Genomic DNA, 14,058 nt, shown 5'->3' with positions numbered 1-14,058 from the left:
AGCGTGAGGGAAACGCCCGGTTACATTCCGAACCCGGAAGCTAAGCCTCACAGCGCCGATGGTACTGCAGGGGGGACCCTGTGGGAGAGTAGGACACCGCCGAACTCCTTTTACAGCTCCGGCTCTTGGGCACACAGCCCAGGGGCCGGAGCTTTTTTGCGTTGAGGTAGGGTCAGGGGGCATCGTTGGTTCGTTTTCGCACAGGAGGCCCCCGGGTGGAGGTCCAGGAGACCCGTGTCCAGACTGACCGGGTCCTCACCATCCCCAACATCCTCAGCATGGCGCGGCTCGTCGGCGTACCCCTCTTCCTCTGGCTGATCCTCAGGCCGGAGTTCGGGGGTCCCAACAGCGATGGCTGGGCCCTCCTGGTGCTGGCCTTCAGCGGGATCAGCGACTATCTCGACGGCAAGCTCGCCCGGCGCTGGAATCAGATCAGCAGCCTCGGCCGGCTCCTCGATCCGGCTGCCGACCGGCTGTACGTACTTTCCACTCTGGTGGGGCTCACCTGGCGGGAGATCCTGCCGTTCTGGTTGACCGGCCTCCTGCTCGTGAGAGAGCTGGTTCTGCTGGTGATGGTGGGCATCCTCCGGCGGCACGGCTATCCGCCGCCACAGGTGAACTTCCTTGGGAAGGCCGCCACCTTCAACCTGATGTATGCCTTCCCGCTCCTGCTCCTCAGCGACGGAAACGGATGGATCGCGTCAGTTGCCGCTGTTTTCGGATGGGCGTTCGCGGGATGGGGTACAACGCTCTATTGGTGGGCAGGAGTGCTCTACGTGGTACAAGTCCGCCGCCTGGTCCGCGCGGACGCCACGGCCGATTGAGCTCGTTGATTGTCCGGACATAGTGGCCCCGATGGCCCGCTGCGGAAAACTGCGGGACAATCTGGACGGGTGAAGTCGGCTAGACCGTCGTCTCTCTAGGAGGACGCTTCCGACATGAAGGCCGTCGTGATGGCCGGTGGCGAAGGCACTCGCCTTCGCCCTATGACCTCCAGCATGCCCAAGCCGCTCCTGCCTGTGGCGAACCGTCCGATCATGGAGCACGTGCTACGGCTGCTCAAAAGGCATGGGCTCAACGAGACCGTTGTCACCGTTCAGTTCCTGGCATCGCTCGTCAAGAACTACTTCGGCGACGGCGAGGAGCTCGGAATGGAGCTCACCTATGCCAATGAGGAGAAGCCACTCGGTACCGCCGGAAGCGTCAAGAACGCCGAAGAGGCGTTGAAGGACGATGCTTTCCTCGTCATCTCCGGCGATGCTCTGACGGACTTCGACCTCACCGATCTGATCAATTTCCATAAGGAGAAGGGTGCGCTGGTCACGGTTTGTCTGACCCGGGTGCCCAATCCGCTGGAGTTTGGTATCACCATCGTCGACGAGGACGGCCAGGTCGAGCGTTTCCTCGAGAAGCCGACCTGGGGGCAGGTCTTCTCCGACACGGTGAACACGGGCATCTATGTGATGGAGCCCGAGGTGTTCGACTACGTCGAACCCGATGTTCCCGTCGACTGGTCCGGAGATGTCTTCCCGCAGCTGATGAAGGAAGGCAAGCCGATCTACGGCTATGTCGCCGAGGGCTACTGGGAGGACGTCGGCACCCACGAGAGCTACGTCAAGGCCCAGGCCGACGTCCTCGAAGGCAAGGTCAACGTCGACATCGACGGATTCGAGATATCGCCTGGCGTCTGGGTGGCGGAGGGCGCCGAGGTGCACCCCGATGCCGTGCTCCGCGGGCCGCTCTACATCGGCGACTACGCCAAGGTGGAAGCCGGCGCCGAAATCCGCGAGCACACCGTCGTCGGCTCCAATGTCGTCGTCAAGAGCGGTGCCTTCCTGCACCGGGCCGTGGTGCACGACAACGTGTATGTCGGTCAGCACAGCAATCTGCGCGGCTGTGTCGTCGGCAAGAACACCGACATCATGCGGGCGGCCCGGATCGAGGACGGCGCGGTCATCGGTGACGAGTGCCTGATCGGTGAGGAATCGATTGTCCAGGGCAATGTGCGGGTCTACCCGTTCAAGACCATCGAGGCGGGCGCCTTCGTCAACACCTCGGTGATCTGGGAGTCGAGGGGCCAGGCGCAGCTCTTCGGCGCCCGCGGTGTGTCCGGAATCCTGAACGTGGAGATCACGCCGGAGTTGGCCGTACGGCTGGCGGGTGCTTATGCGACCACGTTGAAGAAGGGGTCCACGGTCACCACGGCCCGTGACCACTCCCGAGGTGCCCGGGCCCTCAAGAGGGCGGTGATCTCCGCGCTCCAGGCCAGTGCCATCGACGTACGGGACCTGGAGAACGTGCCGCTTCCCGTGGCCCGGCAGCAGACCGCGCGGGGCAGCGCCGGCGGCATCATGATCCGGACCTCGCCGGGTGTGCCGGACTCCGTCGACATCATGTTCTTCGACGGGCAGGGCGCGGACCTGTCGCAGGGCGGTCAGCGCAAGCTCGACCGGGTGTTCGCGCGACAGGAGTACCGCCGGGCGTTCCCCGGTGAGATCGGTGACCTGTACTTCCCGGCGAGTGTCTTCGACTCCTACACCGGTTCGCTGCTGCGCAACGTGGACACCACAGGCATCGCGGAATCGGGCCTGAAGGTGGTCGTCGACGCCTCCAACGGCAGCGCCGGCCTGGTTCTGCCCAGCCTGCTCGGCAAGCTCGGTGTGGACTCGCTGACCATCAACCCGGGTCTCGACGAGTCCCGACCCACGGAGACCGCCGAGATTCGCCGGAACGGAATGGTGCGCCTCGGTGAGATCGTGGCGTCCTCCCGGGCCGCGTTCGGTGTCCGGTTCGACCCCGTCGGCGAGCGGCTGTCGCTCGTGGACGAGAAGGGCCGGATCATCGAGGACGACCGGGCCCTGCTGGTGATGCTGGACCTGGTGGCCGCGGAGCGGCGCAGCGGCCGTGTGGCGCTGCCGGTGACCACGACCCGGATCGCCGAGCAGGTGGCCGCCTACCACGGCACGCAGGTCGAGTGGACGACCACGTCTCCCGACGACCTCACGCGCGTGGGACGCGAAGAGGGCACCATCTTCGGCGGTGACGGCAAGGGAGGGTTCATCGTCCCCGAGTTCAGCGGCGTCTACGACGGCACGGCTGCCTTCGTACGGCTGATCGGGCTGGTGGCGCGCACGCAGCTCACGCTGAGCCAGATCGACGCGCGGATTCCGCGGGCGCACGTCCTCAAGCGGGACCTGGCGACCCCGTGGGCCGTCAAGGGTCTGGTGATGCGGCGTGTCGTCGAGGCGGCCGGTGATCGCTCTGTCGACACGACGGACGGTGTGCGGGTCGTGGAGACCGACGGACGCTGGGTGATGGTGCTGCCCGACCCCGCCGAGGCCGTCACCCATCTGTGGGCCGAGGGCCCCGACGACGCCTCGGCGCAGGCCCTGCTGGACGAGTGGTCCGCCGTGGTGGACAGCGCCGGGCGGTAGAACCGGCAGTTCCGGACGGCAAAAGCCACAGCACGCGTGCGTGCCGGACAAGTGTCCCCAAGGGGGCCTGTCCGGCACGCCGGAGGGGCCATTCGGAGGTACTGCGCGCGACATGCGACGATGTGCGGCATGCCGCAGCAACCCCCCGTTCGGAGCAGCCCCCCGCGGCCGCGGCGTCCGGACGCTTCCATGTCGTTGATCACCAACGTCATGGACCACAGCCTCGACGACGGGTACGCCGAGGCCGCCGCCCGGAAGAGGTCCCAGGGCATCGAGGGCGGGCTGCCGAAGACCCTCAGGGCGAAGCTGGGCCTGGCGGCCGGGCTGGTGCTCGCGGCGCTGGTCGTGACCGTCGGAGCGGCCCAGGCGCGCGTGGCGGCGCCCGTGGTGGCCAAGGAGCGCCAGGAGCTGATCGACCGCATCGACCGTGAGACCGCGGCCGCGGACAGCCTGGAAGGCGATGTCGACAAGCTGCGCGACGACGTCAGCTCCCGCCAGCGGGCGGCGCTGAAGCAGAGCGGCGGGGGTTCCGAGGCGGACCTGGTGGGCATCCTGTCGGGTGCCACCGCGGTGCACGGCCCCGGGGTGAAGCTCGTGGTCGACGACGCCAAGGAGGCCAGCACCGGCGGCGACGGCACCAATCCGCGCGAGACCTCCGGATTCTCCGACACCGGGCGGCTGCGCGACCGGGACATGCAGCGGGTGGTCAACGGGCTGTGGGCCTCGGGGGCCGAAGCCGTCTCGATCAACGGACAGCGGCTGACGGCCCTGTCCGCGATCAGGGCCGCGGGTGACGCGATACTGGTCGACAACAGGCCGCTGGTGCCGCCGTACACGGTGCTGGCGGTGGGGGACAGGGAGCAGCTGAGCACCGGGTTCCAGAACAGCGCGGACGGGCTGTATCTGCATGCCCTGGAGCAGAACTTCGGCATCCGCGCCACCATCTCCACGCAGGGTGACGTCCGGTTGCCCTCCGCACCGAGTGTGATCGTACGCACAGCACAGCCGAACGCCGAGAAGACTGAGAAGGGCACATCGTGATCGCCGTACTGGGCCTCGTCGTGGGAGTCGTGGCCGGCCTGTTGGTCCGGCCTGAGGTTCCGGCGGTCGTCGAGCCTTATCTGCCGATCGCCGTCGTGGCGGCGCTGGACGCCGTGTTCGGTGGCCTGCGGGCCATGCTGGACGGCATCTTCGACGACAAGGTCTTCGTGGTGTCGTTCCTGTCGAACGTGGTCGTGGCCGCGTTGATCGTGTTCCTGGGTGACAAGTTGGGCGTGGGCGCCCAGCTCTCCACAGGAGTCGTGGTCGTCCTCGGTATCCGAATCTTCTCGAACGCCGCGGCGATCCGGCGGCACGTCTTCCGGGCGTGAGGCAGATGAGCAACCAGGAAGAGCAGCCGGAGAGCAGGCTGCGCAAGGAACTGCCCGACGAGGTGCCGGCCCCTGCGGCCGAGCCCGAGCAGGCGCCAGCCGAGAGCGCCGAGCCACAGCTCACCGGGCGCCAGCGGCTGGTCAAGGGGCTGTGGCCGCCGCGGATCACCCGAGCCCAACTCATCGTCGCGCTGCTGCTGTTCGGCCTCGGTTTCGGCCTGGCGGTGCAGGTGGCGTCGAACAGCGACAGCGACAGCGCGCTGCGCGGCGCCCGTCAGGAAGATCTTGTTCGCATCCTCGATGAACTGGATGACCGTACTCAGCGTCTTGAGGACGAGAAGCAGGGACTCGAGAAGCAGCGCCAGGAGCTGCAGAGCAGTTCCGACCAGGCCGCGGAGGCGCGCCGGCAGACCGCCGAGAAGGAGAGACAACTCGGCATTCTGGCGGGCACCGTGGCTGCGCAGGGTCCCGGCATCACCATGACGATCGAGGACACGAAGGGGACGGTCAAGGCTGACATGCTGCTCGACGCGATCCAGGAGTTGCGCGCGGCCGGCGCGGAGGCGATCCAGGTCAACGGAGTACGGGTGGTCGCGAGCAGCTACTTCACCGACTCCGGCAAGACCGTGAGCGTCGACGGGAACAAGATCAACGCTCCCTATCGTTTCAAGGTCATCGGCAAGCCGCAGGATCTCGAGCCGGCACTGAACATTCCTGGAGGCGTGGTGCAGACGCTGGAGAAGGAGCAGGCCACGGCGGCCGTCGAGCGGTCGAACAAGATCGTTGTGGACGCCTTGCGACAGGCGAAGCGGCCTGACTACGCTCGGTCGTCCTCCCAGTGAACCGGTGGTGCATGGGGGACGTCCGGCAGGGGCATGAGGTTGCGGGGGGTCGGCGCACCGAAGAGGTGGTGCGTGGTGGAAACTGTCTGGTGGATACGGACGTTGTGAAGGTGTCCGGGTCGGCCGGTGTAGGCAATCAGGGTTCGTCCTGCCCCACGGGCGGGTCTGTTTCGGTCAAGGGGAATCGCCCGTGAAGTTGTTTGCGAAGTTGTTCGGCAAGAGCGCGCGAGAGGGTAGCGACAACGCGACCGCTCGTCATCGCGCACAGCCTGACGCAGAGGGCCAGCGCCCGCTGTTCCGTGACCAGGTCGCTGGTCCGGGCGGTGACATTTCCGGAGGTCAGGGCGCGGCGTCTGTTGACCCTGCCCAGTCCGGCGGCATAGGTTTCGGGCAACCGTCAACCTCAAGTGCGGGTGGAGAGTTCGCCTCCGACCCGTATGCGTCCAACGCCCCCGCGGGGCTGCCGCGGCAGGAGGATCCGTCCATGTCGGTCCTGGTCTGTACGAGGTGCGGTAACCGCAACGCGGAGAACGCCCGCTTCTGTTCCAACTGCGGTGCGCCGCTGCGGCCCGGTGTGGCGCCGGAGCGTGCGTCCGAGACCACGTCCACGATCTCCATCTCCGGTCTCGAGGCGTACGACGCCGAGGTGACCGGTCAGACGGCCACGCCGATGCTCTCGCCCGAGGCGCAGGCCGCGGTCGACGCGCTGCCGGTGGGCTCGGCGCTGCTGGTGGTGCGCCGGGGGCCGAACTCGGGCAGCCGCTTCCTGCTGGACAGCGACCTGACCACGGCCGGCCGTCACCCGCAGAGCGACATCTTCCTGGACGACGTGACGGTCTCTCGTCGGCACGTCGAGTTCCGGCGCTCCCCGGACGGCTCGTTCACGGTGGCCGACGTGGGCAGTCTGAACGGCACGTACGTCAACCGCGAGCGGATCGACCAGGTCGCTCTGTCGAACGGTGACGAGGTGCAGATCGGCAAGTACCGGCTGGTCTTCTACGCGAGCCGGCAGGGCATCTGACCCCCGGACTCCGTCCGGGGGGACCCCAGGGAAGGTCCATGCTTCAAACACCGAGCGGCGGTGCCCGAAGCGGTGCCGCCGCCGCGGGCGGTGGGCTGATGAGCATCGGCGCGGTGCTGAACGCGCTGCGTGACGAGTTCCCCGAGGTCACCATCTCCAAGATCCGCTTCCTGGAGTCGGAGGGCCTCGTCGAGCCGCAGCGGACCCCTTCGGGGTACCGGAAGTTCAGCGCCGGTGACGTCGAGCGCCTCGCTCATGTCCTGAGGATGCAGCGGGACCACTATCTGCCGCTCAAGGTGATCCGCGAGCACCTGGACGCCATGGAGCGGGGCGAGGCCGTCCAGCTGCCCCTGGTGGGGCGCCAGCGCACCGGTGAGGACGTGCTGGAGCCGCTCGAGCGGCCCACGGTCGCCCGGATCGGGCGGGCCGCGCTGCTGGTGGCCGCCGACATCGCCGAGGGTGACCTCGAGGAGTGGGAGTCGTACGGGCTCATCGCCCCCCTGGAGGACGGGGCGTACGACTCGGAGGCCGTCACCGTTGCCTCGTTGATCGCCGAGCTGGGGCGGTTCGGGATCGAGCCGCGCCACCTTCGGGTGATGAAGGCCGCCGCCGACCGGGAGGCGGGGCTCGTGGACCAGGTGGTGGCCCCTCTGAAGCGCCACCGCAACCCGCAGACCAGGGCGCATGCCGAGGCCCGGGCGAAGGAGCTGGCGGCGCTCACGGTGAAGCTGCACGCCGCGCTGGTGCAGATCGCCCTGGGTGTCCGGCTGCCCTGAGCGGCGAGGGTTCCGGGGGCCGGATCGGGCACCTGTTCCCGGCCCGACTACCCAAACGTCCCGGGCACGGCCTAGGGTTGCTGTGTGAACGAGCTCGATGTCGTAGGTGTCCGGGTGGAAATGCCCTCCAACCAACCGATCGTGCTCCTGCGCGAAGTGGGGGGCGACCGTTACCTCCCCATCTGGATCGGGCCGGGGGAGGCGACGGCGATCGCCTTCGCCCAACAGGGCATGGCCCCCGCGCGACCGCTGACCCACGACCTGTTCAAGGACGTGCTGGAGGCCGTCGGCCAGGAGCTGACCGAAGTGCGCATCACGGATCTGCGTGAGGGCGTCTTCTACGCGGAGCTGGTCTTCGCCAGCGGGGTCGAGGTGAGCGCCCGTCCTTCGGACGCCATAGCGCTCGCACTGCGCACCGGAACGCCGATCTACGGCAGTGACACGGTGCTGGACGACGCGGGCATCGCGATCCCGGACGAGCAGGAGGACGAGGTGGAGAAGTTCCGCGAGTTCCTCGACCAGATCTCGCCCGAGGACTTCGGCACCAGCAGCCAGTGAGACGGGGGCCGGCCGGGCGACCCGCGGGGTCTGCTGACCGGCCGGTCAGTGGCCCGTCCGGGTCCGGCGCGGTGGCAATTGCCGCCGGCCATTGAGAGCGTCCTACGGTCCCCCGCCGGAGCATTCGGCTAGCCTTTCCCCGCGGTGGGGCACGGGAAACCACTCCTAGGGTGATTATCACTCGGCGTGCCGAGTGTGGCGATCGTTGACGCACCCCTGGTGACTGCCTACCGTCGAGAAGGCAGGTCAAGGACGGAGGTCGGCGTGAGAACCAGCGGCGACGGTACGGCTGGGGGTGCCCCCGGACGACTCGGGGAGAGCGGTCCGTACCCTCCCCCGGGTTCTCAGCTGCGTTCGGACAGGGGGTATCCCCAGCCCGGCAGTGCGGTCGACCACGCCTCACATCGACCGACGGTGGTGCCCGACGGCGGAGGGGCGGCGTCCATGGCGTCCGAAGAGATCGGCTATCGCGGGCCCACCGCCTGCGCGGCCGCCGGAATCACCTACCGGCAGCTCGACTACTGGGCCCGCACCGGCCTCGTCGAGCCCAGCGTGCGGCCCGCTTACGGCTCGGGAACGCAGCGTCTGTACAGCTTCCGGGACGTCGTCGTCCTGAAGATCGTCAAGCGGTTTCTGGACACCGGGGTCTCGCTGCAGAACATCCGTACGACCGTCCAGCACCTCCGGGAACGCGGTTTCCGCGATCTGGAGCGCATGACGCTCATGAGCGACGGCGCCACGGTCTACGAGTGCACCTCGCCCGACGAGGTCCACGCCCTGCTCCAGGGCGGTCAGGGCATCTTCGGCATCGCCGTCGGCGTGGTCTGGCGGGACGTGGAAAGCGCGCTCTCCCAGCTGCACGGCGAGCGCATCGACACCGGGGAGACCCTGGTCGGGCACAACCCGGCGGACGAGCTGGCCAGGCGCCGCAACCGGGCGGTCTGACGGCGCCCCCTCGGGGGCCCGCGTTGTCAGTGGCGTGGTGCAGCATCGGAGATGTGAGAAACGCTCCCACGATCCTGCATCTCGACATGGATGCCTTCTTCGCCTCGGTGGAGCAGGCATCCAAGCCGAGCCTGCGCGGGAAGGCCGTCGTCGTGGGCGGACTCGGACCGCGCGGGGTGGTGGCCACCTCCTCGTACGAGGCCCGGGTCTTCGGGGTCCACTCGGCGATGCCGATGGCCCAGGCGCGCAGGCTGGCGCCGAACGCCGCGTACCTCGTGCCGCGCTTCGCCCTGTACAAGTCGGTCAGCGAGCAGGTCATGGCGCTGCTGCGGGAGCTGTCGCCGCTGGTGGAGCCGCTGAGCCTGGACGAGGCGTTCGTGGATCTGGAGGCCGGGGGAGCGGCCTGGGACGAGGCGTCGGCGCGGCTGGCCGGGACAAAGCTGCGCGCGGACATCCGGACCGTCACGGGGCTGACCGGGTCGGTGGGGCTGGCCGCCTCCAAGATGCTCGCGAAGATCGCCTCGGAGCAGGCCAAGCCCGACGGACTCGTGCTGATCGAGCCCGGGACCGAGCGGGCGCTGCTGGGCCCCATGTCGGTGCGGACGCTGCCCGGCGTCGGGCCGGCGACCGGGGACCATCTGCGGCGGGCCGGGATCACCACCGTCGAGGAGCTGGCCGAGGCGGGAGAGGACGAACTCGTCCGGATGCTCGGCAAGGCACACGGGCACGCGCTGTACGCGATGGCACTGGCGCACGACGACCGGCCCGTGGTGGCCGAGCGGGAGACCAAGTCGGTGTCGGTCGAGGACACCTACGACGTGGACATCCATGACCGGATGCGGGTCGGACTGGAGGTGCAGCGGCTCGCCGACCGGTGCGTGGGGCGGCTGCGCGGGGCCGGGCTGTCCGGGCGGACCATCGTGCTGAAGGTGCGGCGGTACGACTTCTCGACGCTGACCCGCTCCGAGACGCTCCGTGGGCCCACCGACGATCCGACGGTGATCAGGGAGGCGGTCGCGCGGCTGCTGGAGTCCGTGGACACCACGGGCGGGGTACGGCTGCTGGGCGTGGGCGTCTCGGGACTCGCCGACTACACCCAGGAGGACCTGTTCGCGCAGGCCGCGGCCGGCGAGCGGGACGCGGCCGCGGCCGTGGAGGCGTCGCAAGAGGTCGTGCCCGAGGCCGTGGAGGACCGCCCGGAGCCCGCCGGGCGGCAGTGGCGCGCCGGGTACGACGTGCGGCACGCCGAGTACGGGCACGGCTGGGTGCAGGGCAGTGGCCTGGGGCGGGTCACTGTCCGCTTCGAGACACCTCAGTCCGAGCCGGGGCGGGTCCGTACGTTCTTCGTCGACGATCCTGCGCTGGAGTCGGCCGAGCCGTTGCCGTTGGTTCCGGCAACGGACGCCGCCCACCCGCTCAACCCGGCCGAGGATCAGACCTCCTCCGTGCCCGCCAGCTTGCCGAAGTCGTGGTCCGGTACCGAAGGAGGTGCGGCCGCGTCGAGGCCGTAGTGGTGGTAGAGCTGGAGTTCCTGTTCGGGGGAGAGGTGGCGGCCCACGCCGAAGTCGGGGGCGTCCTTGATGAGCGCACGGTCGAAGGGGATCCGGAGGGCGCCCTCCACCAGTTCGCTGGGCTCCAGGGGGACGAAGGCGTCCCGGGAGAACAGGCCGGTGCGTATGGCCGCCCACTCCGGCACGCCCGTGGCGTCGTCGAGGTACACCTCGTCGATGGTGCCGATCTTGGTGCCATTGCGGTCGAACGCCTTGCGGCCGATCAGGTTGCGCGGATCGATGTCGGTCTGCACGGTCCCTCTCCCTCCACTTGGTCGCAACTCATCCGTAAGCACTACAAAAGAGCACATTCAAGGAGGCGGCCACTCGAGGGCCCAGGCGTTGACCTCGCTGGTAGGCTGGCAGCGGCTGCTGACCCCGTGCGGGAGAGTCCTCCGACCACCTCGGAGGCGCCGAAGGAGCAAATCCTCCCCGGAATCTCTCAGGCACACGTACCGCACGGACGAGGTCACTCTGGAAAGCAGGGCGAGTGTCGACGGCTCGCGCCCTCACCGACGGTGAAAGCCGGGCCCTTCGGGCGCCCGGTGAAGCTCTCAGGTTTTGATGACAGAGGGGGAGGCCGTCGGGGCAACCGCCGTGGTGCCCCTCGAAGGTCGCGTCAGACCAGGAGGCCTCCGCAATGACCGCCCATCGCACCCCGCTCTCCGAGCTCGAAGCGGGCATCCCCTTCGAACAGCGCCACATCGGACCCGACCCGGAGGCGCGGGCCAAGATGCTCGCGCACGTCGGTTACGGCTCGCTCGACGAGCTCACCGCCGCCGCGGTGCCGGACGTGATCAAGAACGCCGACGCGCTCGATCTGCCGGGTGCCCGTACCGAGGCCGAGGTGCTCGCCGAGCTCCGCTCGCTCGCCGACCGCAACCAGGTGCTCGGCTCGATGATCGGGCTCGGGTACTACGGGACCTTCACCCCGCCGGTCATCCTGCGCAACGTCATGGAGAACCCGGCCTGGTACACGGCCTACACGCCGTACCAGCCGGAGATCTCGCAGGGCCGCCTCGAGGCGCTGCTGAACTTCCAGACGATGGTCGCCGAGCTGACCGGTCTGCCCACCTCCGGCGCCTCTCTCCTGGACGAGGGCACGGCCGCCGCAGAGGCGATGGCGCTGTCCCGGCGCATGGGCAAGAACAAGAAGGGCCTCTTCCTGGTCGACGCGGACGCGCTGCCGCAGACCGTCGCCGTCATCGAGACGCGTGCCGAGCCGACCGGTGTCGAGGTCGTCGTCGCCGACCTCAGCGACGGCATCCCGGCCGACATCGCCGCGCGCGAGATCAACGGCGTGCTGATCCAGTACCCGGGCGCCTCCGGTGCCGTACGCGACATCAAGCCGGTCATCGACCAGGCGCACGAGCTGGGCGCCCTCGTCACCGTCTCCGCCGACCTGCTGGCCCTCACCCTGCTGACCTCGCCGGGCGAGCTGGGTGCGGACATCGCCGTCGGCACGACCCAGCGCTTCGGTGTGCCGATGGGCTTCGGCGGGCCGCACGCGGGCTACATGGCGGTGCACGAGAAGTTCGCGCGCAGCCTGCCCGGCCGTCTGGTCGGCGTCTCCGTCGACGCCGACGGGAACAGGGCCTACCGCCTCGCGCTGCAGACCCGTGAGCAGCACATCCGCCGTGAGAAGGCCACGAGCAACATCTGCACCGCGCAGGTGCTGCTCGCCGTGATGGCCGGCATGTACGCCGTCTACCACGGTCCCGAGGGGCTGCGCGCCATCGCCCGCCGCACCCACCGCTACGCCACGATCCTCGCCGAGGGCCTGAAGGCCGGCGGTGTCGAGATCGTCCACGGCGCCTACTTCGACACCCTCACCGCGCGCGTGCCCGGCAAGGCCGCCGAGGTGGTCGCCGCCGCCCTGGAGAACGGGGTCAACCTGCGTCTCGTGGACGGCGACCACGTCTCCCTCGCCTGTGACGAGACCAGCAACCGGGCCCAGCTGGCCGCCGTCTGGTCCGCCTTCGGCGTCGAGGGCGACATCGAGGCGCTGGACGTGACGGCCGCGGAGACCGTGCCCCAGGCGCTGCTGCGCACCGACGACTTCCTGACCCACCCGGTCTTCCACGAGCACCGCTCCGAGACCGCCATGCTGCGCTACCTGCGCAAGCTGGCCGACCGCGACTACGCGCTCGACCGCGGCATGATCCCGCTGGGCTCCTGCACCATGAAGCTCAACGCGACCACCGAGATGGAGCCGGTCACCTGGCCCGAGTTCGGCCAGTTGCACCCCTTCGCGCCCGCCGAGCAGGCCGAGGGCTACCTCACGCTCATCCACGAGCTGGAGGACCGCCTCGCCGAGGTCACGGGCTACGACAAGGTCTCGCTCCAGCCCAACGCCGGTTCGCAGGGCGAGTTGGCCGGTCTGCTGGCCGTACGCGGCTACCACCGGGCCAACGGCGACGAGCAGCGCACCGTCTGCCTGATCCCGTCCTCCGCGCACGGCACCAACGCCGCCAGCGCCGTGATGGCCGGCATGAAGGTGGTCGTCGTGAAGACCGCCGAGGACGGCGAGATCGACGTCCAGGACCTGCGGGCCAGGATCGAGCAGTACCGCCACGAGCTGGCGGTCCTGATGATCACCTACCCGTCCACGCACGGTGTGTTCGAGGAGCACGTCGCCGACATCTGCGCCCAGGTGCACGAGGCCGGCGGCCAGGTCTACGTCGACGGCGCCAACCTCAACGCCCTGGTCGGCCTCGCCAAGCCGGGCCACTTCGGCGGCGACGTCTCGCACCTGAACCTGCACAAGACCTTCTGCATCCCGCACGGTGGCGGCGGCCCCGGCGTCGGCCCGGTCGCGGTCCGCTCGCACCTGGCGCCGCACCTGCCCAACCACCCGCTGCAGCCGGCGGCCGGCCCGGAGACGGGCGTCGGCCCGATCTCGGCGGCGCCCTGGGGCAGCGCGGGCATCCTGCCGATCTCGTGGGCGTACGTCCGCCTGATGGGCGGCGAGGGCCTCAAGCGCGCCACCCAGGTGGCCGTGCTCTCCGCGAACTACGTCGCGAAGCGCCTGGAGCCGCACTACCCGGTGCTCTACACCGGCCCCGGCAACCTGGTCGCGCACGAGTGCATCATCGACCTGCGCCCGCTGACCAAGGCGACCGGCGTGAGCGTGGACGACGTGGCCAAGCGCCTGATCGACTACGGCTTCCACGCGCCGACCATGTCCTTCCCGGTGGCCGGCACGCTGATGATCGAGCCGACCGAGTCCGAGGACCTGGCCGAGCTGGACCGGTTCTGCGACGCGATGATCGCCATCCGCGCGGAGATCGAGAAGGTCGGCTCCGGCGAGTGGCCCGCGGAGGACAACCCGCTGGCGAACGCCCCGCACACCGCGGCCGCGCTCGGCGGCGAGTGGACGCACGCCTACAGCCGCGAGGACGCCGTCTTCCCGGCCGGCGTCTCGGCCGCCGACAAGTACTGGCCGCCGGTGCGCCGGATCGACCAGGCCTTCGGTGACCGCAACCTGGTCTGCTCCTGCCCGCCGCTGGACGCGTACGAGGACTGAGCGATCGCCTGGTGAGAGCCCCGCCCGTGTTCAGGC

At 69.2% G+C, this 14,058-nt stretch carries 12 protein-coding genes, 1 rRNA gene and 1 riboswitch; of the genes, 12 read left to right on the top strand and 1 reads right to left on the bottom strand.

Annotated elements, in window-relative coordinates; genetic code table 11:
- From rrf to ACIRVH_RS23615, 11 genes are all read left to right on the top strand, one after another.
- Positions 1 to 105: ribosomal RNA gene (rrf, locus tag ACIRVH_RS23665) — 5S ribosomal RNA — on the top strand; the annotation flags it as partial.
- Positions 106 to 215: 110 nt separating this feature from the next.
- Positions 216 to 824 (top strand): CDP-alcohol phosphatidyltransferase family protein, encoded by a 609-nt coding sequence (locus ACIRVH_RS23660; RefSeq protein ID WP_403956346.1) that lies wholly within the window; start codon positions 216 to 218, stop codon positions 822 to 824.
- Between the two features lie 114 nt (positions 825 to 938).
- Complete coding sequence (locus ACIRVH_RS23655; protein WP_403956344.1) at positions 939 to 3,434, top strand: sugar phosphate nucleotidyltransferase; 2,496 nt, start codon at positions 939 to 941, stop codon at positions 3,432 to 3,434.
- Between the two features lie 129 nt (positions 3,435 to 3,563).
- Entirely contained in the window at positions 3,564 to 4,475 is a 912-nt protein-coding gene (locus ACIRVH_RS23650) for a DUF881 domain-containing protein (protein ID WP_403956342.1), read from the top strand.
- On the top strand, positions 4,472 to 4,804 hold the full coding sequence (locus ACIRVH_RS23645) for a small basic family protein (RefSeq protein ID WP_003988855.1): 333 nt from the start codon (positions 4,472 to 4,474) through the stop codon (positions 4,802 to 4,804). The genes ACIRVH_RS23650 and ACIRVH_RS23645 overlap by 4 nt, the downstream gene beginning before the upstream one ends.
- 5 nt (positions 4,805 to 4,809) lie before the next feature.
- Positions 4,810 to 5,646 (top strand): DUF881 domain-containing protein, encoded by an 837-nt coding sequence (locus ACIRVH_RS23640; protein ID WP_403956340.1) that lies wholly within the window; start codon positions 4,810 to 4,812, stop codon positions 5,644 to 5,646.
- A 190-nt stretch (positions 5,647 to 5,836) separates the two neighbouring features.
- Positions 5,837 to 6,667 carry an FHA domain-containing protein gene (locus ACIRVH_RS23635; protein ID WP_403956338.1) on the top strand — a complete coding sequence of 277 codons (831 nt, stop codon included), beginning with the start codon at positions 5,837 to 5,839 and terminating at the stop codon, positions 6,665 to 6,667.
- 38 nt (positions 6,668 to 6,705) lie between these two features.
- Entirely contained in the window at positions 6,706 to 7,443 is a 738-nt protein-coding gene (locus ACIRVH_RS23630) for a MerR family transcriptional regulator (RefSeq protein WP_403956336.1), read from the top strand.
- A gap of 84 nt (positions 7,444 to 7,527) precedes the next feature.
- Positions 7,528 to 8,001, top strand: a complete 474-nt coding sequence (locus ACIRVH_RS23625) for a bifunctional nuclease family protein (RefSeq protein ID WP_026253112.1) — start codon at positions 7,528 to 7,530, stop codon at positions 7,999 to 8,001.
- Positions 8,002 to 8,265: 264 nt separating this feature from the next.
- Positions 8,266 to 8,946: a MerR family transcriptional regulator gene (locus ACIRVH_RS23620; RefSeq protein ID WP_403956335.1), complete on the top strand. Its 681-nt coding sequence runs from the start codon at positions 8,266 to 8,268 to the stop codon at positions 8,944 to 8,946.
- Positions 8,947 to 8,999: 53 nt separating this feature from the next.
- Positions 9,000 to 10,457, top strand: coding sequence for a DNA polymerase IV (locus tag ACIRVH_RS23615; protein WP_403956334.1), 1,458 nt, complete (start codon positions 9,000 to 9,002; stop codon positions 10,455 to 10,457).
- Here ACIRVH_RS23615 and ACIRVH_RS23610 read toward each other — a convergent pair.
- Entirely contained in the window at positions 10,379 to 10,750 is a 372-nt protein-coding gene (locus tag ACIRVH_RS23610; RefSeq protein WP_403956332.1) for a PRC-barrel domain-containing protein, read from the bottom strand. The two genes, ACIRVH_RS23615 and ACIRVH_RS23610, sit on opposite strands and share 79 nt — an antisense overlap.
- Positions 10,751 to 10,869: 119 nt before the next feature.
- Positions 10,870 to 10,964, top strand: a riboswitch (glycine riboswitch).
- A gap of 172 nt (positions 10,965 to 11,136) precedes the next feature.
- On the opposite strand from ACIRVH_RS23610, the gene gcvP reads away from it, so the two are divergent.
- On the top strand, positions 11,137 to 14,022 hold the full coding sequence (gene gcvP / locus ACIRVH_RS23605) for an aminomethyl-transferring glycine dehydrogenase (RefSeq protein WP_403956330.1): 2,886 nt from the start codon (positions 11,137 to 11,139) through the stop codon (positions 14,020 to 14,022).
- The last annotated feature ends 36 nt before the right edge of the window (positions 14,023 to 14,058 follow it).

The organism is Streptomyces sp. NPDC101165 (genome assembly GCF_044768135.1).
Lineage (GTDB): Bacteria > Actinomycetota > Actinomycetes > Streptomycetales > Streptomycetaceae > Streptomyces.
Note: the sequence above shows the minus strand (reverse complement) of the source record. Positions and strands in the feature narration are given on the sequence as shown.